The following is a 23,399-nucleotide window of genomic DNA, read 5'->3' as shown; positions in this document are numbered from 1 at the left end:
TTCTGCATCGATGAGTTTTTGAAACTTCCCGGAATCCCTCTTTCTCGGCCCCAGCGAGCCGGTTAAACTGCTCTTATCGCATCAACCCGGTGTAGTGTGGCTACCCTCTCAGGGCCAGGAGATCAATTTGCTGTTTGAAAACCCAACCCGAATTCACCACTGGGCAGCCTGGGCACTGCTAGGTCTGTTCATTGTTTTTCTTAACCGCTACACGGGCTGGGACCAGGCCATTTCGAATGTATTTTTTGATCCGCAGGCAGCGAATTTTCCATTGAAACAAAACCAGTGGCTTGGCCTTCTTCTACACGATGGTTTGCGTTGGCTTGCGGCTGGCATTTGGCTGGGTTTTGGTTTTCTGTTGTGCTTAAAACCTTTCAGGCTGAAATATGGGGGAGCAATTATTTTTATTCTGCTGGTCAGCTTGCTGACCGCACTGGTGGTCAGCGTACTGAAGGCCCAGTCCGTGCACAGTTGCCCTTGGGATTTGAAGCTGTACGGCGGAACAGCCGATTATTTCCGGTTGTTTCAAAACACCCGTGTTGTTGCGAACCCGGGACCCGGAAAATGCTTTCCCAGCGGGCACGCATCCACCGCATTCATGTGGATTGTGTTGTTGTACAGCCCAATGCCGTGGTTGAGGCAACACCGCAGCACAATGACCATCGCGGTGCTGTTGATGGGTGGGCTGGCTGGCGGCGTGCAAATTGCCAAGGGTGCCCATTTTGTAAGCCATGTACTAGCCACAACATGGCTTTGCTGGGGTGTTACCTTGTTTGCCCTTGCTGCTCAAAATGAGCTTTCAAAGCATTGGTTCGCTGCGTGCAAACGCCACTTTCAACCTCGAAAGTCAACATAAGTGCGCAGAACAAGTCGTCGTGCGTGAAAGGATAATCCTTGACCAGCCTCAAGTCGTCAGTACGGTAGTCAAAGTTTTTTCCAAACCACAACACCGAAGCCACATGGGTTTGTTCCCTGGGCGAAAACACATACGGTGCGCCATGCAAATACATGCCTTGCTCACCCAGGGACTCGCCGTGGTCGCTCACGTAAAGCATTGCAGTTTCATGGCTTGAGTCGAATTTTTTCAGCAAAGCAATGGTTTGTGCCAAAAAATGGTCGGTGTACAAAATTGCATTGTCGTAGGCGTTGTTGATTTCCTCGTCGGTGCATTTTGACAATTCATTGGTTTTGCACACAGGCGTAAACCGCTCAAACTCTGGCGGGTAGCGTTTGTAGTAAGCGGGGCCATGGTTGCCCATTTGATGCAACACAATCAACAGGTCTTTACCGGGGTTTTTTTTAATGTGGTCTTCAAGCCCAACCAGCATGCCGGTGTCGCGGCATTCTGAATCGCACACCGGGTTGATGGCCGGGTCACGAAAATTCTCGTAGGGCAAACGAACTGCAACACCCTTGGAATCGGAATTGTTGTCGCGCCACAAAATTTCAACACCCTGGCGTTTCAGCACATCCAGTACGTTCTCGAATTCATGCACGGTCTCTCCATCAAAGCCTTCGCGCCCGGCCAGTGAAAACATGCAGGGCACCGACACGGCGGTTGATGTACCGCAGGAAGTAACATTGCCCAGAGAAACCACATCTTCTTTGCCCAACATGGGGTTGGTTGGTTTGGTGTAGCCATTCAGGGCAAACCGGTCGGCACGCGCCGTTTCGCCCACCACCAAAACAATCAGTTCTTTGGGGTGCTGTGGGGGTTCATCATTCAATGCAGCGTCTGGCGCAACTGCCTGCACCACCACGGGGCCAGCACTGCCTTTGATTTTGCTGCTGGCCAAGCGAATGGCCGAGTAGGTGAAATACGTGGGGTTGGCGTAAAAGCGCAGGCTTTTGTGTTCACGAAAAAATGAAGCGTATTGGGAGGTAAAAGGCACAATCAACAACACCATGCCTGCCAGCAAACACACACTGAACAATGCCTTGGCGCGAAGTTCTGTTGCAAGGCCCTTTGCCCTGGGCATGCGCCGCAGCACATACCAGGCAGGTAACACACCCAGAACCAACAAGTACAACAGCATGGAAATCGAAAACAGGTCGCCTGCCTCGGCCGCATTGGTTTGCAAGGTGTTTTCCAGCATGGTTTGGTCAATCACCGTGCCGTAGGTCGACATGAAATACGCCGCCATGCTTGAAGCAATCAAATAAAAAGCCAATACCCAAGGCGCTGCACGCCCATGGCACAACCATACCAACAACAAAGTGGTGGCGAGGGTAAACAACAAAAATACGGATGCAACAAACAACACATTGCCATCGAAGAGGGGATAGGCTTGCATCAAGCGGCTTGTAAAACTACCGTTGGCCAAAAGCATAAGGAACGCAGAAACACCCGCTATCCAACGGTTTTGCGGATTGAAAATATTGCGCCACATGGTGTTGTTCCTGATCAATACGGCCAGCAAAGGCGACTTTTATTTTGGTGTCGAAATTGTACACCGATGCCACTGATTTACCCCTAGCTTGGCCTCCAGGCGACTTGATCCAGCTCGTTATTGTTTCACTGAAAACCCGATGCGTACCCAATCCCCATCACATTGCGCAAAGGGTTCTCCTCCATGTAAACGGGCAATGGCAGCCACAATCGCCAAGCCAAGACCATGGTTGTGCCCGCTTTGATTACGTGATTGATCCACCCGGTAAAAAGGCTCAAACAAATGAGGCACGCTACGATCGGGAATACACACGCCTTTGTTGCTTACAGTCATCCTAACCAGGCCACTTGCCTGTGTTGGTTCAATGTGAATGTGAATAGTGCTACCCTCTTCGGCATACCGAATCGCGTTGGACACCAGGTTGGACAAAGCCCGCTTGATCAATTCGGAATCAATGCGTGCCGAAGCGTCACCCTGCAATTCAAAATGCAAATGCTTTTCCTCCAGCATGGCCTCCATGTAGTCCATCACTGTCATCACTGGTTCACTCAACTTTTCAACCCAACGAAAATCGTTGTACTGACCCTGACTGGCATGCGACAAAAACAGCATGCTTTGAATAATGCGGTTCATGCGTTGCAGTTCTTCAAGGTGGCTGTGCAAGGCTTCTTTCAAATGCTCGGGATCGGGGTTCTTCTCGCGCAGCAATAACTCGTGGCTCACAGTAAGGCTGGACAAGGGTGTGTTCAACTCGTGTGCCACATTGGAATTAAACGAGCGCAATTGCTCCTGGTATTGACCCACCTTGCCCATCAGCTTGTTGAACTGCTCAACAACCGGGTAAAGCTCTTCGGGCTCATGGTCGCTTTTGATTCTGGCGTTGATATCTGAAGGATCAAAATCCGCAATTTTCCGCCCAAACTTGTTCAGGGGTTTCAGTTCAAACCGAGCCAGTGTGCCGCTCAATAGCATGATGAAAAAACCCCAAACCACCGTCACCGCCGTAAACAGCAAAGCAATGAACTTCAAAAACCTTTTGTCTTCCGACACATCCATGGCCAGCTCAAGATCGTTCATGGGCATGCTGCCCCCCAATCCATTCAAGGGGTGCATAAAGGTTACTTTGTGCTTCACCTGGCTCAGCAACACTTGCGGGCCATACAACACTTGTCCGTTTTGTCCATGCACTTTGGCACGTACATTTCCGAGGCTGAGCAGCAATTCATCCACCCGGCCCCACATTTCGGTGGGCAAAAGCTCGCTGTTGCGGACCAACACCTGTTCAACACTGGAAGCCGCGCGGCTGAGTGTGTCCTGGTGCCGCATGTCTTGCCACATGCAAATGGCTTGGTAACTGATGATGGCGATAATGCCCACGCCCAGAATACTGAGTATCGACATTTGCAATGAAGATCGCCTTGCTATTGAACGCCTCACGATGGAAAGTCCCCTGCGGCCTGCTCATTGGCCTGCTCAACCACCGCACGTTGCTCCAGCACGTAACCCATACCTCGCACTGTGTGAAGCAGGGGCTGGTCAAAAGGTTCGTCCATTTTGCTGCGCAAGCGCCGCACCGCCACATCTACCACATTCGTTTCACTGTCAAAGTGCATGTCCCACACGAGTTCCGCCAACTCGGTGCGCGAAAGCACCTCGCCTTTTCGGCGCAACAGCAACCACAACAGGCTGAATTCTTTGGCGGTCAAACGCAAGTCTTGCCCAGCCCGCTTGGCCTGGCGCTTTACTGCGTCCAGTTCAAGATCCGCCAGGCCGAGGTGGCTGCTGTCGGCAGTGGCACTGGGTTGGCCTTGCGCACGGCGCGCCAGTGCATGTACACGAGCCACCAATTCAGAGAAAGCGAAAGGCTTGGTCAAGTAATCGTCGGCACCCGCCTGCAAACCTTTCACACGGTCTTCCACCATGGAACGGGCCGTCAGCATAAGCACGGGAATGTTCATGGTTTGGCGCAAGGCGGCCAAAACGCCCAAGCCATCCAGATCAGGCAACATGCCATCCAGAATAATGAGTTCGTAATGGCCCTCGGTGGCCAGGTGCAAACCGTCAATGCCGTTGTGGGCAACATCCACCACAAAGCCTTCCGAACTCAGCCCTTTTTGAAGGTAGCTGGCCAGTTTTTTTTCGTCTTCAATCACCAGAATTTTCATCGAAACTGCACCACTGCGGCCAAGTAAACACAACACGCAGTATAGAAGCTGGGCCCATATTTTTAAATTACAAATTTGTAATGTGCCAGTGGGCGCTTGGTAATTCGACCCTGCGTAAAGTACGACTCATGCCAACGCAACAACGCAACGGCAAAATTGAATGAAGTACCTCAAAAGGAGATTTACCATGAATGCACGTCAATTGATCGCTACCTCCGTATTGGCCATTTCAGCATCTGTTCCAGCCGTGGTCATGGCCAACCCAGCAACCCAGCAAGGCGATGGTACCAGTCATGTAGTGGCAGTCGAAAGTCAGCGTAACCAAGCTACACGCCAAGCTGTGTTGAATGAATATCAGAAAGCAGTACAAACCGGTGAATTCAGCCCTGTGGCTGGGGATGCCAGTGAGCCAGTGCAAACAACAGCTTCCACGACTACTCGTGCCGAAGTGCTGAGCAAGATCAAGGGTGTTGACCTGACCGAAGGTGATGCCAGCTAATTGCCAAAAACCGGGTAGTTTGCCGGTTTTCAAAGGGCGCCTGTGATTCCCCGCACAGGCGCCTTTTGTTTTAAGATGAAGTCCACAGTTGCTTCAAAGCAGTCCTCCGCATGTCGTCCATCAAAAAACCTCCCGCCTTTAACCATTCAAACGAATCCGCTGTGCCTTCGGGGCGCTTCGCGCGTTTAAGCCGGTTTGGCGCCCTGGCCACCACAGTTGCCGGCTCGGTGGTTAAAAACGGCACCAAACAATTGGCACAGGGAAAACGGCCCAAGCTGAGCAGCCTCTTGCTGACCCCTAAAAACGCCCTGCGCGTGGCCGATCAGTTGGCTCAACTTCGGGGTGCAGCCATGAAGTTGGGCCAACTTGTGTCGATGGATGCAGGCGACATGCTGCCACCCCAACTGGCCGAGATCATGGCCAAGCTTCGGCAAGATGGCAAACACATGCCCCGCAAACAATTGCTGTCTGTACTTGAAAAAGAATGGGGCAAGAACTGGCGCGAGAGAGTGCGCGAATTCAACCTGACACCAATCGCTGCCGCATCGATTGGCCAGGTACATGAGGCCATTTCACTGGACGGTGAAAAGCTAGCCATTAAAATTCAGTACCCGGGTGTGCGCGACAGCATCGACAGCGACATCGACAATGTGGCCACCATTTTGCGCTTCACGGGCTTGGTCCCTAAAACCTTTGATTTAGCCGCATTGCTTGCTGAAGCAAAGAAGCAGTTGCATGAAGAGGCAGATTACCTACGGGAAGCTGAGTACATCGCGAAATACACCGAAGCACTGGGCGAAGACGAACGGTTTGAAGTTCCCACGGTCAATACCCGCTTAACCACACGCGGCATATTGGCCATGCGTTATGTGGAAGGCGTATCGATCGAACAAATGGCGCACGCTACCCAACCCGTTCGCGACAAAATTGCCACCACGATGTTCGAGTTGTTGTTCAAAGAATTGCCGGGCATGCGCTTGATGCAAACTGACCCGAATTTTGCGAACTACCGCTACAACCCAAAAACCGGCAAAGTGGTGCTGCTTGATTTTGGTGCCACCCGCAGTTTTGATAAAGAACTGGTGGACGGTTATGTGGACGTGATGAAAGCTGCACAGGCAGGCAGCCGCAGCCTGATGGAAAAGGCCGCGACCCGCATTGGCTATTTCGATTCAAGCACGCAAACCCACCACAGGGAGTTTGTACTTGACTTGATGGATTTGGCCTGCGAGCCATTTTGCACCAAGGGTTATTTTGATTTTGGCAACACCGACCTGGCTGCGCGAATTCGCGACAAAGGCTTTGAGCTCGGCGAAGACCGCCAATTCTGGCACGCCCCGCCCATTGACTGCCTGTTCATTCACCGCAAACTGGGTGGGCTGTTTTTGCTGGTCACCCGCTTGAAGGCGCGGGTGGATGTTTCACAGTGCGTGAACACCTAAACCCTGGGCTGAAGCATGATGGTTGCCATGCCTGCAAGTGCAAGCAAGGCCCCAGCTACATCCCACCGTGTCAAGCCAACACCCTCAACCCAGCACAGCCAAAGCAAAGCAACGGTGATGTACATGCCACCGTAAGCTGCATAGGTTCGGCCAGCGGCTGACGGGTGCAAAGTAAGCAACCACGCAAACAACACAAGAAATCCCACTGCGGGAATCCAGAGCCATGGCGTTTTGTCTTGTTTTAGAACAAGCCATGGCAGGTAACAACCCAGAATTTCAGACACCGCAGTGACCGCGAACAAGGCCGAGAGTTTCAGCAACTCCATGTTCACTTTGTTTTAAAACGCACAGTGGTTTTCTTCTTGTTTGCAAACTCCACCGTGGCCAGTGCCGTGTAAGCCGGGGTTTTCAGTTCAACACCCTCGCCTTGAAGCACGGTGGAATTGCCGGTTAATACAATCTCTTTCTTTTGCCCATCATTCAACAGAATCACTTTGCCAGAGGCTTTGCTGAAGTCCACCGGCTGGCCATGATCCATGGCGTACAGCGAAGTGCCCTCAGCCTTTACCACCAGCTCAAACTCCATGTGATTGCTTTCAGACACGATACCGCCGTATTTGGGCTCGGTGCTGTGTATGTCTTTTCCTTGCGCAATTGCCGATACGGTATTCAAACCGAAACCCAGTGCCAGTGCGCACCACAGCAATTTGATTGATTTCATGTTCATTCTCCTTGTTCAAATTAAAAAAATTACAACGCTTGCGCGTCGGCCTGTTCCATCAGTTTTTCAGCGTCCTTGCGCCCAAAAACCCAGAACAGTGCAGGGGTTAAAAAAGTGTCCAATAAGGTCGAGCTGATCAGCCCGCTGAAAATAACCACCGCCACAGGGTGCAAAATTTCGGTACCAGGGCGCTCAGCTTCAAACAGCAAAGGAGCCAAGGCAAACGCGGTAACCAGGGCAGTCATCAACACAGGGCTCAGGCGTTCCATAGAGCCGCGAAGAATCATGGACTGTGAAAATTGCTCATGCTCAAACCGCATCAGGTTGATGTAGTGGCTGACTTTCAAAATCCCGTTGCGCACGGAAATTCCAGCCAGCGTAATGAAGCCGATCAGGGCCGCCACCGACAGCGGCTGGCCCGACAGCCACAGGCCCAGTACGGCGCCCACCATGGCCAGCGGAATATTGCCCATGATAATGGCCGACAGCCGCACTGACTGGTAACGGCTGTACAACACAGCGAACATCAAAGTGAGCGAAATAATGGACAGAAAACCCACCAGCCGTGTGGCCTCTTCCTGCGCTTCAAACTGCCCACCCAGGGTAATGAAATAGCCCTCAGGCAATTCAAGGCCATCGACTGTGTTGCGAATATCGGCCACCACTTCCGACAAGGCCCGGCCTTGGGCATTGGCAGAAATCACGATTCGGCGCTTGCCATCGTCGCGGCTGATCTGGTTGGGGCCATCGCCGTCCTCGACCTGCGCCAGCACCGACAAAGGCACTGCACCCTGGGGCGTTGGGATCAGCAACCGTTCAAGTTGCTGCGGGCCTCGATCCGCTTCAGCCAGCTTCAACACCAAAGCAAAACGCCGGTTGCCTTCCACCACCTGGGTAATTTTCTCGCCTTCCACCAGAGCCTGAAGTGAATGCAGAATATCGGAGGACGACACGCCGTACCGGGAAGCGGCGTCGTAATTGATCCGCACCTTGATTTCCGGAGCCAACACCTGTTTCTCAACTTCAAGATCAACCAGACCATCAATGCGGGCCAACTGCGCACGCAGTTGCTCTGCGGTGCCCCGAAGGGTGTCGAGATCCTCACCAAACACCTTGATGGCAATTTGTGAACGCACGCCCGAGAGCATGTGATCAATTCGGTGTGAAATGGGCTGCCCAAGCGCAACGGCTGCCGGCAGGTTCTTCAGCCTTGCCCGAATATCTGCCTGAACTTCGGCCATGGGGCGTGTCATTTCACTTGCGGGAATCAAACCCAAATCCAGTTCAGACACATGCACACCCTCGGCATGCTCGTCCAGTTCAGCCCTGCCGCTACGCCGACCCACATGGGTAATTTCCGGAACACCCTGAAGCAGCAATTCGGCCTGCGAAGCCAGCTTTGACGATTCTTCCAAAGTAACGCCCGGATTCAAGCGCATACCGATCAACAAGGTACCCTCGTTGAACGGTGGCAAAAATGTTTTGGCAAAAAACGGCACTGAAACACCCGCAATCAACACTGCCACCACACCGGCCGCAATGGCAGCCTTCGGCTTGTTTAAAACGGGCATCAGGCTTTGCTGATACCTGGCCTTCAACCATGCCAGTACCTTGGTGTCGCCATGGTCCAGGTTCTTGATGCGCGGCAGCAAGTAATACGACAACACCGGCGTTACTGTGACCGACACAATCAGCGAGGCCAGCGTGGACACAATGAACGCAATGCCCAAAGGCACAAACAGCTTGCCTTCAATGCCCGGCAACGCAAACAGCGGAATAAACACCAGCACAATAATGGCCGTGGCGTACACAATGCCGGTTCGCACTTCCAGCGATGCTTTTCGAACCAGTGCGATCAGGTCGAATGAGGCACCGGGGTGCCTGGCCCGTTGCTCTTTCAAACGGCGAAGAATGTTTTCCACGTCCACCACCGCATCATCAACCAAACCACCGATGGCAATGGCCAAACCGCCCAGGGTCATGGTGTTGATGGACAAACCAAAGTAGTTAAACACCAGGGCGGTCATGAAAATGGACACGGGTATTGCCGTAAGCGCGATCACCGTAGGGCGCAAAGTGCCCAGGAAGAAAAACAGCACAGCAGCAACAAACACCGAGGCACCAATCAACTTGCCTTGCAAGGTTGAAATGGATGATTCAATAAAACTTGCCTGCCGAAAAGTAACCCGTGGTTTTTCCATGCCTTCGGGCAAGTTGCTGCTCATACCAACCAAAGCCTCTTCAATGCGATTGGTCAGGCTGATGGTATCGGCACTGGGTTGTTTTTGAATGCCCAGAATGACGGCCGGCTTGCCTTCATAGCCTGCATCGCCCCGCTTCACGGCCGCTGCAAAATCCACTTGAGCAACTTGTTTAAGCAACACGGCCTGACCACTTCGGGAACCCACTGCCACATTGCGCAAATCATCCAGTGACGAAGTTCTGCCCAAATGTCGAATCAGGTACTCGCGGCCATTGAGCGACAAAAAACCGCCCGAGGTGTTGGACGCAAAACCGCTTAGGGCCTGTTGCACGTTTTCAATCGTGATGCCCAGTTCAACCATGCGCTGCAAATTGGGCTGTACTTGAAACTGCCGCACCTCGCCACCAATGGGAATGACCTGCGCCACACCCTGAATGGACAACAAACGGGGCCTTAACACCCAGTCGGCGTATTCACGCACTTGCATCGGCGAGATTTTTTTTACATCAATCGGTATGGCGATCTGCATGATCTCGCCCATGATGGAACTGACCGGCCCCATGGTTGGTGCAACCCCGGAAGGAATGGATTCTTCCATGCTGGAAAGCCGTTCTGAAACCATTTGCCGTGCGCGGTAAATTTCAGTATCCCAATTGAACGTCACGTAGATGAACGACAAACCTGCACTGGACACCGAACGGATTACTTCCACCCCCGGCAAGCCGTTCAGCGCGGTTTCCAGTGGAAAGGTAATCAGTTGTTCCACTTCTTCCGAGGCCATGCCCCCGGCCTCGGTAATCACCGTAACGGTGGGTTTGTTCAAATCGGGAAACACATCCACCGGAGTCTGGGTGAGTGTGAATGCACCGTACAAGGTCAGGATAAGTGCCGCCAACAACACCAACAGCCGGTTCTTCAGGCTGCTGTCGAGTAAAAACTGAAACATGACAAAGCCCCTTATCGAACCTGGTTAATCAGGGTTGCGCCCTGAACAACCACGCGTTCACCGCCGGAAAGTCCACCACGAACCAACACCTCAAGTCCATTGAGCGGTTCGGTCAACACCACCATGGGCTCGAAAACTTCAGGCTCCTTTTTCACCCACACAATGGTTTGATTCGACGCATTCTTGACCACCGCAGCACTGGGCACAGCCACGGCATCAACGCCCCCGGACTGTTCCGCATACACCTTCAGCAATTGTCCGGTCGGAAAACTTGTGTTTTGCAGCCCCCGTGCTTCGAATGCCAATGTCAATGCCTGGTCCTTTACACTGCTTGCCGCACCCAGGTACTTCAGCGTTACCCCCTTTTCACCGGCTTGAACGCGGGCGGATTGAAAATCGGGAACCACGCCAGACTCGTACCAGCTTGCCTCTACACGCACCACTGCCGGGTCAACAATTTCAAACAACACATCTCCTTCCGAAAAAACCTTGCCGGAAATGGCCATGGATGACGCCACAATGCCGGTGGACGGCGCACGCAATGTTTCTCTTGAAGCAATGCCGCCAGCCAAGGCCGCCACCTGGCCCTTCAGGCTTTTAACCTGGGCCTGGGCAGCGTCAATTTCCTTTTTTGGTACGGTGTCTGCAAGCTGCAAAAGACGCTCCAGCCGCTTCTCGGTCAAGGTCAGTTCAGACCTCAGTTGAGCAAGTTGTGCCTGTTGCGATGATTTTTCCAAGGCGGCTTGCGGTGTTTGAATGAATCCGAGCACTTGACCCTTTTTCACTTGTTGGCCCAATTGCGGAACACCTTGACCCGGTGGTACAAAACTTCCACCCAGGGTGGTTTGAACAATGCCCCCGGTTTGCGGATCCAGTGCCACCTTGCCGTTCAGTTCAATCACCTTGGCCTGGGGCTTGATCTCGGTTTTCAAAGTGCGAATACCCAATTGGCGCTGGGCAGGCTTGGGCAAAAAAACCTCGCCCGTGGCTTGCCGTTTGGGGCCATCACCCAGGGTTTGCTCGACTGCTTCATCGCCATGATCATGGCCAGGGCCCGCGTAAATATTGAAAGGACTAAAAAGGCCGAACACCAAGACCGAGAGTGCAAAATTTTTGTTGATCATGATTGTTTGCCTTCCTTCATTTTTTTTCGTACAAACCCAACAACAGGCAAACCGAGAAGCAACATGCCGCCCAAGCCATACAACACCCATTCCCAGGCATGTGAATGGGATTCCTCATCGGTGGCGTGGTCGTCTGCATGCGACAGGTCAAGTTGACCGGCCAGCAGATCGGTGAGTTCACCAGATGAAACTGTCAAGGCCACCGACACGGATCCCTCAGACAAACCCTCAGGCAGCACCGCATCAAATTCACCCACGGCATGCAACTCAACGGGTATCGAGCTTCCATTGAGCTCCAAATCAAGCTCCGCATTTTCAACTGGTGCATTGGTGGCGGTATGGTCAATGTAAATTTCCAGCGTGCGACCTTTCAAAATACCCACCGCTTCGAACAGGTCCGATTCCATCACCACCCGTGGCGACGCTTCGCCAGTGGCTGTCGGCTCTTCATCACCGTGATCATGTCCGGGGCCTGCAAAACTGCTTGGTGTCGTAAAAAGGGCGAGTGCAACAAACACAGCACCCATGTAAGTCGATTTTGAATTGATGTATTTCATGGCATGAATCTCTTTGATCGTCATGGTAAAAGTCCAAGTGCCTGTTTGTAGGCAGAGACTTTGGCGGCATATTCCACGGCAGACTTTCGGGCAAGCCTGTTGGCTTCAAAGGCCTGTTGTTCAAAGCGTAGTAGAGTTGGAAGATCGGTTTCGCCCAAGTCGAATGAACGCCGATACAGCCGATACGTTTTATCGGCCAGGTCAGCCTGCTCCAGTGCAGACGTTTTTAACTGGGAAAACATGTCCAGGTTGCCCTCCGCAGCGCGGCCGCGCGCAACCACCGACCTTTGCGTTTTAACCAGCAGGGCCTGTGCGGCAAGCTGATCACTTTCGGCCTGCAATACCCGGCTTTGGTACTCAGAAGAATTGCCCAGCGGTATGCGGGTTGACACCACGAGCGATTTTTCGCTTGTTGATGAAAATGCGCCACGGTCACTGATCACCGCGAGCCCCAATTCGGGATTGGCTCTGGCCTGGGTTTGTACCAGATCAGCCTGTCGCTGCTGTGCATTCAGTTGCGCCTGTGCCAGCTTCAGGGCAGGATGATCCAGCGGTTTCAAGCCATTGGGAATGTCAGTGCTTTCAGTTTGAATGCGAGACAGTGTTGACACAGGCAAACCAATCATCGCGGCATATTCCGCGCTAAGGTCTCCCAAAGCGCCCAATGCACGCCCAAGGTCGGCCTTGGACTGGGCATACAATGCAGAAGCCTGATAGAAATCAGTCTGTGCCAGTTCCCCGGCCATGACACGTCTATCCACATCCACCATCAATTCCTTGGCAGTTTTGGTCCGGGCCTGTGCAATTTCAACATCCAGATTGGCAGCCAGGGTATCCCACAGGGTTTGGCGAACCAGACCAGCAAGTTCCAGCTTCGTCTGCTCAAGCTGCTTCTTGGCAAGCTCGATTTCACTGTCGCGCAGCGCCTGTGTCCGGCTGCGTTCGTTCCAGTTCCAGATTGGGGCAGACAAGCCCAGCTCGAGCTCCCGCAGGCCCTGATTGTTGTAGTTGCGGTCGGTTCGATAAGAACCTTCTACAGAAAGAGGCGCTGCAGTGAAGGCGTTTGCCGCACTGCGTCGGGCCTCAAGCGCCGCCAGTCGTTTGCCTTGGGCTTGAATCTCGGGATCCAAGCTTAATGCAGATTCAAACGCAAGACGAACCGTCAATTCGGTTTCCACTTCGACGGCCGACTCGGCAAATGCCGAGGCCATCGTGCTGACCATTAAGAAAGCCAGGCAAGTGGACACCACACGATGTGGTGAATACATGGATTCTCTCCAAACAAAAGCTGATGAAATTTCAGTCTTGAGCCGGCATAGGCAGGCCAAAACGGACAACTAACTCAGGTTTTGTTCAGGCCCATTTCGGGCGTTCGATGCGGTTTGAAGAAAAAGATTGAAAGCCCGTGAATTGATCAGATTCCTGATCCAGGGCATGGGGAAGCATTTCAATGGTCAACAAGCTGGGCAGCACACTCGCACTGTGAGCATGGCAGTGGTGGTGGTCGGTATCACATGTCGATTTACCCGCGTTGTCTTGAAGGCTTTGCGTATCGGCAGAGGTACTGGAGTGATCATGATTACCGTGAGAATGACCCACCACTTGAAGCGACGAAGCATGCCCTGAGTCGTGCACGTGATACAACTCCACCGCGGCCCAAAGGCTTTGCAGCGGAAGCATCATGATCAACAACAGAACATAAATTTTCTTCATGGGCATGAGAGTAACACAGACAGAAAAAGGTTCAATACCTCAAATCAATGAGAATGTGCACCGGTGATCGCCTCACCCCGTATTTCAGCCCTTGCCTGTTTGATGACACTGACAGACGCTGTTAAACCGAGTGTGGCCATGAGTGCGGCCACCGCAAGATCGGGCCAGGCTGTTTGTGTAACTCCCACCAACAAGGCAGCACCCAACACAGCCAGGTTGCCGATTGCATCGTTGCGGCTACACAGCCACACCGAGCGCATGTTGGAATCGCCATTGCGATAACGGTACTGAATGGCAGCAACCCCCACGTTCACGCTCAAGGCCATAACACCCACAACACCCATGGTGGCGTAAGAAGGTACCTGGCCGTGCATGGCTGCATACCCGGCAAAACCCAATACACCCACACCATACAGCCCCATGCACACCCCTTTGAGCAAGGCTGCTTTGGCACGGGTTTGAAGCGCCATTCCCAACACAAACAGGGACAAAGCATAGTTGGCCGCATCGCCACCAAAATCGAGTGAATCGGCAAGCAGAGATACGGAGCCTGCTGACCAACTGGCACCCACTTCAATGAAGAACATGGCTGCGTTCGCAATCAGCGCGATCCACAATACCTTGCGAAAACCGGGATTGTTTGCAGCAGACTTGGCCGCTTCATCAGAGGGGCAATGGTTGCAACCTGGCATGAAATTTCCTTGATCAGTACTTGTTTTACTTTATTAGAAACCCTGACATGCTGACAAGGTCAAGCTATTCATCGCCCACCAATGCATCAATAATGGGGCAATTGGTCGATTTGTCTATTGCATCACACCGCGCCACAAGCTGCTGCAAAGTATCCTGCATTTTTACAAGGTCTTGAATCCGTGAGCTAATGGACTCCAGCTTGCTTTCAGCCAATACCTGCGTTTCACGACAGGAACTCGCATTGCCCAACGCTAGCAGTTCAGCCACCTCGGACAGGGTAAAACCCAAGGCCTGCGCTCGCTTGATAAAGCGGATCCGCTTGATGTCCCGTGGACCATATTTACGGGCGCCCTGAAGGGGTTTTGCAGGTTGTGCAAGCATGCCCACGCGCTGGTAGTAACGAATGGTTTCAACATTCACGCCCGCTGCCTGGGCCAACCCGCCGATACTTAATGTGTGTTTTTGAATCATGCCTGTTGACTCCGTACTTAGGTACGGCTTTCACAATATCACTTCCTAATGCATTGAGAAATACCAACATGAGAAAACCTCAAAATACCGGCACCCTGATTGCGACCGCACTCGCGGCATTCGGGGCTTCCGTTTGCTGCCTTGGTCCGCTTCTGCTGCTGGCTGTGGGCGTGGGAAGCAGTGCATCAATCGGCATATTTGCTGCGTTGGAACCCTACCGACCCGTTTTTATGGTGATCACGATCAGCTTGCTGGCATTTGCTTACTACAAAATGTTCTGGCGCAAGGAGGGTTGCAACGCTTGCAGCCGCGGTCAGAAGCTGATTTACTGGTTAATCGCCGTGCTTTCAATGCTCATGTTGGCAGTGCCATGGTTCATGTAAAAGCGGGGGAACGCACCATGACTGAAGTTGTACGTGAGTCGATTTTGACTTGTCCAAGTTGCGGCAAAAGCACCCTTTGCGTAATGCCAACGGACGCCTGCCTGTTTTTCTTCAAGTGTGAACACTGCAATATTTTGTTGAAACCCAAACCTGGCGATTGCTGTGTTTTTTGCTCGTATGGGTCGGTGAAATGCCCACCCGTTCAGCAAGGCAAATCAGGTTGCTAAGGCCACAGCCCCGGCACAAGCCACGTATTGGAAGCCGGGCCCAAAAAGGCCCGGCGCTTCTATCACTTTATGCGCAAAGCGGGCATGCGGCCAAAGCCACAGTCACCAAGCCAAACACGCCAACAGCAGCGGCAAACAATTTAACTTTCATCAAAAATCTCCTAGAAAAGCATGGGGAACATTCCCGAATTTCAGGGTGCATGTTCCAGCCACTGGAAGGTCAAGCCTTATTTTTTTCTTCAGTTGATGCGGGCAAAATATAGTCTGCAATCAAAAATTCGCCTTCGGGTTCATGGGGTACACCAGCCAGCCTGGATGCAATCGCGGCATTGTTCACCCGAATGTCGATCAACTTTTTCTCCAGTTCCTGAAGGCTTTGCTTCAATTGCTGAACCTCGACGAGTTTTCGCTCAATCAACTCGTCAACCCGGGTTCTTGAACCACAACCACAGGCGGGGCCTTGGTCATAATAATCAAGCACAGACTGAATTTCCTTGATCGAAAAATCGAGTTCGCGAGCCTTTTTGACAAAATCAAGCCTGGACAGGTCTTCTGGTCCAAAAACACGGTTCTTGCTAGTAGAAAACCACGACTCAGAATCAGCCCGCTTCGGAGCAATCAAGCCCTGATCTTCGTAAAACCGAATGGTCTTTGGATTCAAGCCAAGTCTCTTGGCAACGTCACTTATTTTCATGTCATTCAAACTTGGAGTGCGTAGAGGTCATTGATACTTCAAAACGGTACATTAGGCAAATCAGGCCGGATACGAGCGCAGCGCGTCATACACAGCCCACCAGCGGTCTTGCCCCCACACCACGGTGTTGCCCACTTTGAATGAGGGAACACCCCAAAGTCCAGCAGCGAACAGCTCTTCACGATTGGCAGCGGCACGCTCGCGCCAGGCCTCGTGCTGCAAAGCCACTTGTGCACCTTCCCAACGCAAACCAGCGCGTTCTACAATTTTTTTCAAACCTTTGTCGCTTCCGGCGTCAATGCCTTCAGCCCACACACCCTGCATGTAGGAAAGCACAAATTCTTGCCCCTTGCTGTGCTGTTCGGCAAACGGAATCAAGGCCAGACCACGTTCGGTGGGTTTGCCAACGGGGTCGTTCAAACGGCCAAAGGGAATGCCGCGCACATGCGCTTCCCGGGCTGTGTCGTACACAATGTATTCTCGCTTCACCTTGGGCACGGGCAAACCACGCATGACCATGGGCAATACAAAACGCAAATTGACTTTCGCACCAGTCCGCCGCCCCAACTCGAAAATACGCGGGGCCACAATGGCGGAATAGGGGCTACGGAAGGAAAAGAAAAAATCAATGTCAGGCGGGTTCTCCAGCGGTTTGGCGTGCTCAAAACCATCGTCTGCAGGAAACAGCAAAGCAATGGCCCCATTGGCTTGCGCACCCAAAGCCTGCAGGCGTTGCTCCAGGTGGTACAGGCGATCAATGCCCCAGTACCACTCGCCCTCGTAATACAACATGCCGCCCAGGTAGTGCCCTAATTTGTCTCGCAACCCGTCGGCCTGTGCAATGTGGTTTTGCACGTCTTGGCTGGACACCGGTTTCAATGCATTGAAATGCTCGGGGGGCATTAGGGTTTCATCGCTGGCCCACAACCACTCGCCCACCGAGGCCACATGCTCAACAAACTGCCCGCTTTGAATGGCTGCCACCAAAGTGTGGGCAGCCTGGCGGGCACGCGCTAAGGCTGGCTGCCGGCCGTGATCCACAAAACTCAAACTGTGGCGCTGCGCCAGCAAAGCTGCATCCACTCGGCTGTAGGCCACCAGTTTTTCCCGTTCAGGTGCGGCCGAATCGGGCGGAGGGCTCACCACATGTGGCTTCAATTCAATGCTGTAACGCGCCAAAAAGCGGGGCAAAGCCTGGGCCATCAAATGGCTATAGGGGTCGTCCAACTGGTGAAAGTAATAAACCTCGTGGGGGCGGCCCGAGGCCAGCCGTGCTTTCTCGGCCTTGGCGCGTTGGGCGAGCAGGGTGGTGCGCGCAAACCGGTGCTGGGTGATCATGGGCATCAACAGGGTTTTTAAACGCATGGTGCCACCTTTGAAGTTTACATACTGTCAATATTAAGCTGTTTTGACTGGTTTGCCGTACAAAGCCTGCTCAATGAAGTTTTTTTGCACCGTGGGGCGAGGCACTTTTTGGTCAAACCAGCTGCGCACATTCTGGTCCAGGCCAATGCCATGCATGTAGTTGTACAGCGCGCGGTTCAGGCCTTCGCCCAGTGCTGCATGGTCTACACCCGTGGGGTCGATAAAGCCGATGTCGTTTTTCGCAAAAGTGCCTTGGGGCAAGGGCTTCAATTGAATGCCATATTCTTCCGGGTTTTTGCCCACCGGCGAGTGCACAGTGCAGGCAAAACGGTGAAAGTAACCCGATTGAATACAGCCTTCCGCAAACAACTGGCGCACGTATTCCAGCGCATCCACGGTGTCTTGCACAGTTTGGGTGGGGAAGCCGTACATCAGGTAAGCGTGTACCAACACGCCGGCATCGGTAAAGCCTTTGGTGACCCGCGCCACCTGCTCCACTGAAACGCCCTTCTTCATCAGGTTCAACAAGCGGTCAGATGCCACCTCCAGCCCGCCACTAACCGCAATGCAGCCACTGTCGGCCAGCAACTGGCAAAGCTCGGGCGTAAAGGATTTTTCGAACCGTATATTGCCCCACCAGGAAATGGACACATTGCGTGCAATCAATTCCTGCGCCAAGGCTTTCAAGGCTTTGGGGGGTGCAGCCTCATCCACAAAATGAAAACCGGTTTGCCCGGTTTCGGCCACAATTTGTTCAATGCGATTGACCAGCTCAGTGGCTGTGGCGTTTTCATAGCGGGAAATGTAATCGAGCGACACATCGCAAAAACTGCATTTTTTCCAGTAGCAGCCATGGGCCACGGTCAGCTTGTTCCAGCGACCGTCGCTCCACAGGCGGTGCATGGGGTTCAACATGTCGAGCAGGCTAAGGTAGCTGTGCAACGGCAAACCATCCCAAGTGGGGGTGCCCACATCACCAAACGACACATCGGGTTCAGCCCAGTTGGTGTACTGCACTTTGCCATCTGCGTTGCGTGTGAAAGTGCGCACCAAACGCTGCGGGCCACGCTTGCCTTGCAGGTGTTCAATCAGGCACAGCAGGGGGCGCTCGCCTGAATCGAGCGTTACAAAATCAACAAAGTCAAACAATCGGGGTTCGGCCAGTTCACGCAATTCGGTGTTCACATAGCCACCACCCAATCCAATTTTGATGGCGGGGTTCTCGGCCTTCATGGCCTGCGCCATGCGCAAAGCGGCGTACACCGCTCCGGGAAAAGGCACTGACAACAACACCAGTTGTGGTTGCTGGCGTTTGAATTCAGCCAACGTTAATTCCACCAAAATTTCATCGATCAGCGTGAAAGGCTGTTGCAAAGCCGTGGCCAGCGGGTCGAAGCTGGGCTGGCTACCGGCCAGTGATTCTGCATAACGCACAAACTCAAAGCGCTCATCAATTGCATCCGCAATAACATCGGCCAGGTCGTTCAGGTACAAAGTGGCCAGGTGACGTGCCTTGTCTTGCGCGCCCAGGGCACCAAAGGCCCAGGCCAACGGGTCGCCGCCTTCTTCGTCCACATACACATCCAGCGCCTCGAACCGCGGGCCTTCCGGCAAAAAAGCCCGGCTGTTGATTCGGTGCGCCAGGGTGGAATCGCCCCCCTGCAAAAAGCGGATGGTGGGGGCAATGGTGCCACGGTAACGGCTGAACTGGTCCATGAACAGGGCCACGCGCTCGGTCACTTCCTCGTACTGTTCGATTTCAGCGGCAATACGGTCCAGCCCTTCAGGTGAAAACAGTTTCAGCACCAAACCCAGCGCAATGTCGGCCTGCACGGCATCAACGCCCTGCTTGCGCAAAAAGCCGGTGATGTAGGCAGTGGATGGATAGGGCGTGTTGAGCTGCGTCATCGGTGGGATGAAAGACAACACACGGAAAGGGGTAGACACGATAAAACCTCGGGCTGAACGTGCCTAGATTCTACACCCAGCGGGCGCAATCGATTCCCGGGTTTTATGCCGCAAAGACTTCGTACAGCATGACGCTACACAACAAGGCTGCTGACCACTGCCCCAGAGCCTCCCAAAACTGTTTCATCGTTAAAGCCCCCTGCCTGTAGCCCTGCCTTTACAATAGACCAAGGTTCACACCAAAGTTCAATCCATGACACAACAACTGACTGTATTTGCCAAGTGCAACACGCCGCTTGAACACGACCGCCCCCGCCCTGATCGGCTTGAAAAAGGCAACCCTTTGCGCAGCACCTGGAATCACTATGAAAACAAAGGTGTTAGTGCTGGTGTGTGGGCCTGCGAAACAGGGGCTTGGCGCATCGCATTTGCCCCGGGCAAAGACGAGTTTTTTCATGTGCTGCAAGGGTGCATTCAAATTACGAATGCGGAAGGGCAGGCCGAGCAGTTTGGTCCGGGCGACGCAGGTGTAATTCCTGCGGAATTCACAGGTCTTTTCGAGGTGCTGGAGCCAGTGCGCAAACATTATGTGATCGTTGATCGCGCGGCGGTGAACTGACATGGCGGCGCTCAACCCCGGGGAGTTCAGCCAGAACATTCAACTGGGCATTGAAGTGGTGGCCACACTGGCCTTTGCACTGAGCGGAATTCTTGAAGGTGCACGCAAGCGGCTGGACGCTGTGGGGGTGTGCGTGGTGGCATTTTTGGCGGCCTTTGGTGGCGGTACGCTGCGCGATTTGTTGCTGGATGTACGCCCCTTTTTCTGGGTGAAATACATTGAATTGCTGTGGGCCGTGTTCGTGCTGTGCATCGTGGCCATGTTGTTTATGCGGCAGCGACATTTCAAGTTCACTGAAAAAGCCATTTTGTGGCCCGATACTTTGGGGCTGGGCCTGTTCACCGCAGCGGGCGTTTTCGCATCCATCATGGCGGGCATGCCCAGCCTGGTGGCCGTGTTCATGGGTGTCATCACTGGCGTGTTTGGCGGTGTGCTGCGCGACATTGTGTGCAATGAAATTCCGCAAGCCTTCAAAGACCACCGCCCTTACGCCATTTGCGCCTTCTTCGGCGGCTGGGCTTACATTGGCCTTCGTGAACTGGGCAACCCCGCCTACGTGAACATGCTTGGCTGTGTACTGGTGACCGTGGGCCTGCGGGCATTTGCAGTGTGGAGGGATGTGCGGCTTCCTGAGTGGAGAAGCTAAGTGGATAAGCCAAGTTGGTGGGTTAAAACAAACCCATGGCCAGGCCGCTTGCAAATGCGGTACCCAAGTCGCGACAGTGTTGCAGGTCGGCAGGACTGATTGTTTTGGGCGCCAGAATTTTTTCTGGCGTTTGCGCCCAAGTGCACACAATGTGTGGCGGCGCCATTTCCGTTAAACGCCAACCCGTGGCAATGCGCTGAATTTGCTTTACAGCGCCCTGCCCGTCGCTACCAGCGCACACCAACACGGTGTAGGGCCGCCCATTGATTTGATCGAGCGCTGCGTAGTAGGTGCGGTCGAAAAAATCTTTCATCAAACCCGCCATGCTGCCCAAAGTTTCGGGGGTGACAAACACATAGCCGTGCGCATTCAAAACATGTTCGGCGTTTGTTTCACTGGCGTGCAAAAGCACAGTACGGGTATTGGGTTCTGTACCCGCCCCTTCAGCCACCGCCTGGGCCATGGCTTTGGAACCGCCAGTGATGGAGTGGTAGGTGATGAGCAAGGTTTTCATGGGCTGGGGTTATGGTTTCTATTTAACCTGAACAGGGTACAAGTTTGATAGCCATGAAAACAGCCCCTAGACTCGTGAAAATCGAAAACTTTCGCCCTGAGGCAAAGTCATGTCCAGTTTAGCCATGCAAAAACCACTGAACTCAAAAATGGTCATCTCCAAATCAGGAATTGAGCGTATCTCGAAAGATGAAGGTTTCTCCGCAATTCCCTAAAACGACATTGCAGGCAATTGCACCGTGGGTGTTGGCATTCTTCTTAGCTACAGCCCATGCACAGAAAAACAGATGAAAACCAAATACGACTTGGCCAAGTTGAATGCGACCTTCCACAACCGTTTGGAAGAAGCTCAAAAGTACGTTCGGTTCTATATCAGGGAGGCTCAACTTAGCCAAGAGCAATTCGATGCCCTGACAAGCTTTGTGTTTAACGTGGGTGTAGGAAATGCAAAAGATGTTCTAGCGTTTGCAAACAAAGGGGATTACCAGAAAGTTGAAAACGAAATGAACCGGTTTGTTTGCATCACGGAGAAGGGCAAAGACGGAAAGCCAAGCCGAAAGAAACTCTCTAACGGTCTTGCAAATCGTCGCAAGCGGGAGATTGTTCCTTTTCAAATTCAGCCTTGAACCCATGAATCTGCGAGAACAGCACCATGCATAAACTTCTTTGCCTTCTTTTTCTTACCCTCGCGGCTTGTTCGAACGTTTCGGAATTAGGCGACATACAAGGGGAATGGACTATCAGCAAGGAACTTGCTGCCGCACCAATCGTTGGGATCAGTGATGGAGAAACTGCTGAATTAATTGGCGACAAACTATCTATAAGCGAGCGAGAAATTCTGTTTCAGAATCAAAGCTGTGACTACTCACGCGTCGAGACGAATGAACAAACCATTGCGGAGTTTCTACAATTCTATTCTTTGGATACCAACACAAAACTGCCGGTAGGAACGAGTGTTTTGGGTGTTGATTGCGAGGGTGATATGGCCATCAAACATCTGCTGAATAGTGAAGACAAGCTTTGGTTGATCTGGTATGGGGTGCTGCTGGAGGCGGATCGGATTTAGCAGTTTGGCTGTTTTCGACTGGAGCGATCATAAAGTTCTAGATTCCGAGAAACTCTGAAGTAGCTTCGAACCGACTTTGTATCTCGCAAAGACGCAGACCCAAGTATCTTTTTGATTAAGTTTTAAGTCAAAAGTAGGCTCACAGGGTTTCCAAATTTAGTGGGCGGCATTGAAGTGGCAACTTTAGTTTTCTATGTAAACCAAGGTATGTTCATTGCAAAAGGAAAATCTCAAGAGTTGGCCACTTACGCCACCAGCGGGCGTAATGACTGCACCAATCAAACGATTTGCCAAAGCAAGAAATCAATAGGGCCGCTTCCGAAAGGTCGCTACCGTGCTGTCTCTGCTGAACTAAGTGACCCGTGCCTGCTACGGGACCTGATCAGAAATTCAACTGGCGATTGGGGAGATTGGCGAGTGCCCTTGCATCCCCTAGAAGACAACGTCATGTTTGGTCGAGATGACTTCTTTATTCACTGTGGTCGGCGTATTGGATCTAAAGGCTGTATCGATATAGGTGGGGGAATAATGGGAAGCAAATCCACCGACTTGATCAAGTCGATCATCCTCGAAGAAGTCGAGAGTATTTTGTATGTCCGCTGAAAATTCACTTAGTGCGCAACAGGCTCTGGCTTTAGGGCTCGCATTCTTATTGTTGACCCTGCTGTACTGCCTAGACTTCTTGCAGATTCAAAACCTTGAGTCACGCGGTTTGATTGTTCTGGAAGGTTTGGTAATTACTGCCCCCTTCCTGGCTGGTGCAGTTATGCAGCATTTAAAGCAAGCGATCCTGTTCCTGCTTGTATTGATACTTGGCAAGCTCACGTTCGACTACTTGATCTTTGTTTTCCAGCTGGAGACTTTTTACTCCGATATTCCTGTGGTGTTGTCGGACTGGGTGCCGATTGTTGTGCTGCGTTTGGCTTTGCCTGTATTTTTCGCTTTGTTGGGTTTAGTCACTTACGTTGTATTGGCCAAGCTATTTAAGAAGTTGCAGCAAAGATGACGTTTGGGCGGTTTGGGGTGCGGTTTTGTAAGCCCCCAGCAAACCCAT

27 protein-coding genes are annotated in these 23,399 nt (G+C 52.6%); 11 read left to right on the top strand and 16 right to left on the bottom strand.

The genetic code is table 11. The features are described from left to right. The first annotated feature begins 127 nt into the window (after positions 1 to 127). Complete coding sequence (locus tag PY990_RS15225) at positions 128 to 856, top strand: phosphatase PAP2 family protein (protein WP_275272345.1); 729 nt, start codon at positions 128 to 130, stop codon at positions 854 to 856. On the opposite strand, the gene PY990_RS15220 is transcribed toward PY990_RS15225, so the two are convergent. The 3 genes from PY990_RS15220 to PY990_RS15210 form a co-directional block, all read right to left on the bottom strand. Next, on the bottom strand, positions 765 to 2,390 hold the full coding sequence (locus tag PY990_RS15220) for a phosphoethanolamine transferase (protein ID WP_275272344.1): 1,626 nt from the start codon (positions 2,388 to 2,390) through the stop codon (positions 765 to 767). The genes PY990_RS15225 and PY990_RS15220 overlap by 92 nt on opposite strands. Positions 2,391 to 2,507: 117 nt before the next feature. After that, positions 2,508 to 3,791: an ATP-binding protein gene (locus tag PY990_RS15215; RefSeq protein WP_275272343.1), complete on the bottom strand. Its 1,284-nt coding sequence runs from the start codon at positions 3,789 to 3,791 to the stop codon at positions 2,508 to 2,510. Between the two features lie 32 nt (positions 3,792 to 3,823). Then, a complete protein-coding gene (locus tag PY990_RS15210) occupies positions 3,824 to 4,555 on the bottom strand; it encodes a heavy metal response regulator transcription factor (RefSeq protein WP_275272342.1) in 732 nt (243 codons plus the stop codon). A gap of 187 nt (positions 4,556 to 4,742) precedes the next feature. On the opposite strand from PY990_RS15210, the gene PY990_RS15205 reads away from it, so the two are divergent. Together PY990_RS15205 and PY990_RS15200 are read left to right on the top strand one after the other, a co-directional pair. Continuing rightward, the gene (locus PY990_RS15205) at positions 4,743 to 5,054 is read left to right on the top strand and encodes a hypothetical protein (protein ID WP_275272341.1); all 312 of its coding nucleotides are present in this window, start codon (positions 4,743 to 4,745) and stop codon (positions 5,052 to 5,054) included. 110 nt (positions 5,055 to 5,164) lie between these two features. Further along, positions 5,165 to 6,496: an ABC1 kinase family protein gene (locus PY990_RS15200; protein WP_275272340.1), complete on the top strand. Its 1,332-nt coding sequence runs from the start codon at positions 5,165 to 5,167 to the stop codon at positions 6,494 to 6,496. Here the strand turns inward: PY990_RS15200 and PY990_RS15195 are convergent. From PY990_RS15195 to merR, 9 genes are all read right to left on the bottom strand, one after another. Then, entirely contained in the window at positions 6,493 to 6,822 is a 330-nt protein-coding gene (locus PY990_RS15195) for a YnfA family protein (protein WP_275272339.1), read from the bottom strand. The genes PY990_RS15200 and PY990_RS15195 overlap by 4 nt on opposite strands. 2 nt (positions 6,823 to 6,824) lie before the next feature. Then, on the bottom strand, positions 6,825 to 7,217 hold the full coding sequence (locus tag PY990_RS15190) for a hypothetical protein (RefSeq protein WP_275272338.1): 393 nt from the start codon (positions 7,215 to 7,217) through the stop codon (positions 6,825 to 6,827). Positions 7,218 to 7,246: 29 nt separating this feature from the next. Further along, complete coding sequence (locus PY990_RS15185) at positions 7,247 to 10,366, bottom strand: efflux RND transporter permease subunit (RefSeq protein WP_105027827.1); 3,120 nt, start codon at positions 10,364 to 10,366, stop codon at positions 7,247 to 7,249. A gap of 11 nt (positions 10,367 to 10,377) precedes the next feature. Next, positions 10,378 to 11,490, bottom strand: a complete 1,113-nt coding sequence (locus tag PY990_RS15180; protein WP_275272337.1) for an efflux RND transporter periplasmic adaptor subunit — start codon at positions 11,488 to 11,490, stop codon at positions 10,378 to 10,380. Next, on the bottom strand, positions 11,487 to 12,071 hold the full coding sequence (locus PY990_RS15175) for a hypothetical protein (protein WP_105027825.1): 585 nt from the start codon (positions 12,069 to 12,071) through the stop codon (positions 11,487 to 11,489). The genes PY990_RS15180 and PY990_RS15175 overlap by 4 nt, the downstream gene beginning before the upstream one ends. Then, complete coding sequence (locus tag PY990_RS15170) at positions 12,068 to 13,315, bottom strand: TolC family protein (RefSeq protein ID WP_275272336.1); 1,248 nt, start codon at positions 13,313 to 13,315, stop codon at positions 12,068 to 12,070. Before PY990_RS15170 ends, PY990_RS15175 begins: the two co-directional genes overlap by 4 nt. 85 nt (positions 13,316 to 13,400) lie before the next feature. Then, positions 13,401 to 13,766: a hypothetical protein gene (locus PY990_RS15165; RefSeq protein WP_275272335.1), complete on the bottom strand. Its 366-nt coding sequence runs from the start codon at positions 13,764 to 13,766 to the stop codon at positions 13,401 to 13,403. 38 nt (positions 13,767 to 13,804) lie between these two features. Next, the gene (locus tag PY990_RS15160; protein WP_275272334.1) at positions 13,805 to 14,452 is read right to left on the bottom strand and encodes a cation transporter; all 648 of its coding nucleotides are present in this window, start codon (positions 14,450 to 14,452) and stop codon (positions 13,805 to 13,807) included. Positions 14,453 to 14,516: 64 nt separating this feature from the next. Then, entirely contained in the window at positions 14,517 to 14,924 is a 408-nt protein-coding gene (gene merR, locus PY990_RS15155; protein WP_275272333.1) for an Hg(II)-responsive transcriptional regulator, read from the bottom strand. Between the two features lie 68 nt (positions 14,925 to 14,992). Between merR and PY990_RS15150 the strand changes: the two genes are divergently transcribed. Both PY990_RS15150 and PY990_RS15145 read left to right on the top strand, forming a co-directional pair. Then, positions 14,993 to 15,307, top strand: a complete 315-nt coding sequence (locus PY990_RS15150; protein WP_275272332.1) for a mercuric transporter MerT family protein — start codon at positions 14,993 to 14,995, stop codon at positions 15,305 to 15,307. A gap of 17 nt (positions 15,308 to 15,324) precedes the next feature. Further along, a complete protein-coding gene (locus PY990_RS15145) occupies positions 15,325 to 15,534 on the top strand; it encodes a GDCCVxC domain-containing (seleno)protein (protein ID WP_105029755.1) in 210 nt (69 codons plus the stop codon). A 220-nt stretch (positions 15,535 to 15,754) separates the two neighbouring features. On the opposite strand, the gene PY990_RS15140 is transcribed toward PY990_RS15145, so the two are convergent. From PY990_RS15140 to PY990_RS15130, 3 genes are read right to left on the bottom strand one after another with little or no spacing between them, the layout of a single operon-like run. Beyond that, on the bottom strand, positions 15,755 to 16,228 hold the full coding sequence (locus PY990_RS15140; RefSeq protein WP_205882465.1) for a MerR family transcriptional regulator: 474 nt from the start codon (positions 16,226 to 16,228) through the stop codon (positions 15,755 to 15,757). A 60-nt stretch (positions 16,229 to 16,288) separates the two neighbouring features. Beyond that, the gene (locus tag PY990_RS15135; protein WP_275272331.1) at positions 16,289 to 17,593 is read right to left on the bottom strand and encodes a DsbA family protein; all 1,305 of its coding nucleotides are present in this window, start codon (positions 17,591 to 17,593) and stop codon (positions 16,289 to 16,291) included. 33 nt (positions 17,594 to 17,626) lie between these two features. Next, a complete protein-coding gene (locus PY990_RS15130) occupies positions 17,627 to 19,501 on the bottom strand; it encodes a B12-binding domain-containing radical SAM protein (protein ID WP_275272352.1) in 1,875 nt (624 codons plus the stop codon). Between the two features lie 253 nt (positions 19,502 to 19,754). Here PY990_RS15130 and PY990_RS15125 point away from each other — a divergent pair, with 253 nt between their 5' ends. Then, on the top strand, positions 19,755 to 20,120 hold the full coding sequence (locus PY990_RS15125) for a cupin domain-containing protein (RefSeq protein WP_275272330.1): 366 nt from the start codon (positions 19,755 to 19,757) through the stop codon (positions 20,118 to 20,120). 1 nt (position 20,121) lies between these two features. Next, the gene (locus tag PY990_RS15120) at positions 20,122 to 20,766 is read left to right on the top strand and encodes a trimeric intracellular cation channel family protein (protein ID WP_275272329.1); all 645 of its coding nucleotides are present in this window, start codon (positions 20,122 to 20,124) and stop codon (positions 20,764 to 20,766) included. Positions 20,767 to 20,788: 22 nt separating this feature from the next. Here the strand turns inward: PY990_RS15120 and PY990_RS15115 are convergent, their stop codons facing one another. After that, positions 20,789 to 21,280 (bottom strand): flavodoxin family protein, encoded by a 492-nt coding sequence (locus tag PY990_RS15115; protein ID WP_275272328.1) that lies wholly within the window; start codon positions 21,278 to 21,280, stop codon positions 20,789 to 20,791. Positions 21,281 to 21,500: 220 nt separating this feature from the next. Between PY990_RS15115 and PY990_RS15110 the strand changes: the two genes are divergently transcribed. From PY990_RS15110 to PY990_RS15095, 4 genes are all read left to right on the top strand, one after another. Further along, a complete protein-coding gene (locus PY990_RS15110; protein ID WP_413789563.1) occupies positions 21,501 to 21,905 on the top strand; it encodes a lysozyme in 405 nt (134 codons plus the stop codon). Positions 21,906 to 21,931: 26 nt separating this feature from the next. Further along, the gene (locus tag PY990_RS15105) at positions 21,932 to 22,345 is read left to right on the top strand and encodes a hypothetical protein (RefSeq protein WP_275272326.1); all 414 of its coding nucleotides are present in this window, start codon (positions 21,932 to 21,934) and stop codon (positions 22,343 to 22,345) included. Between the two features lie 159 nt (positions 22,346 to 22,504). Continuing rightward, positions 22,505 to 22,948 carry a tlde1 domain-containing protein gene (locus tag PY990_RS15100; protein WP_275272325.1) on the top strand — a complete coding sequence of 148 codons (444 nt, stop codon included), beginning with the start codon at positions 22,505 to 22,507 and terminating at the stop codon, positions 22,946 to 22,948. Further along, positions 22,938 to 23,351, top strand: a complete 414-nt coding sequence (locus PY990_RS15095) for a hypothetical protein (RefSeq protein ID WP_275272324.1) — start codon at positions 22,938 to 22,940, stop codon at positions 23,349 to 23,351. The genes PY990_RS15100 and PY990_RS15095 overlap by 11 nt, the downstream gene beginning before the upstream one ends. Positions 23,352 to 23,399 lie beyond the last annotated feature (48 nt).

This window comes from Limnobacter olei (genome assembly GCF_029087225.1).
Classification (GTDB): domain Bacteria; phylum Pseudomonadota; class Gammaproteobacteria; order Burkholderiales; family Burkholderiaceae_B; genus Limnobacter; species Limnobacter olei.
Note: the sequence above shows the minus strand (reverse complement) of the source record. Positions and strands in the feature narration are given on the sequence as shown.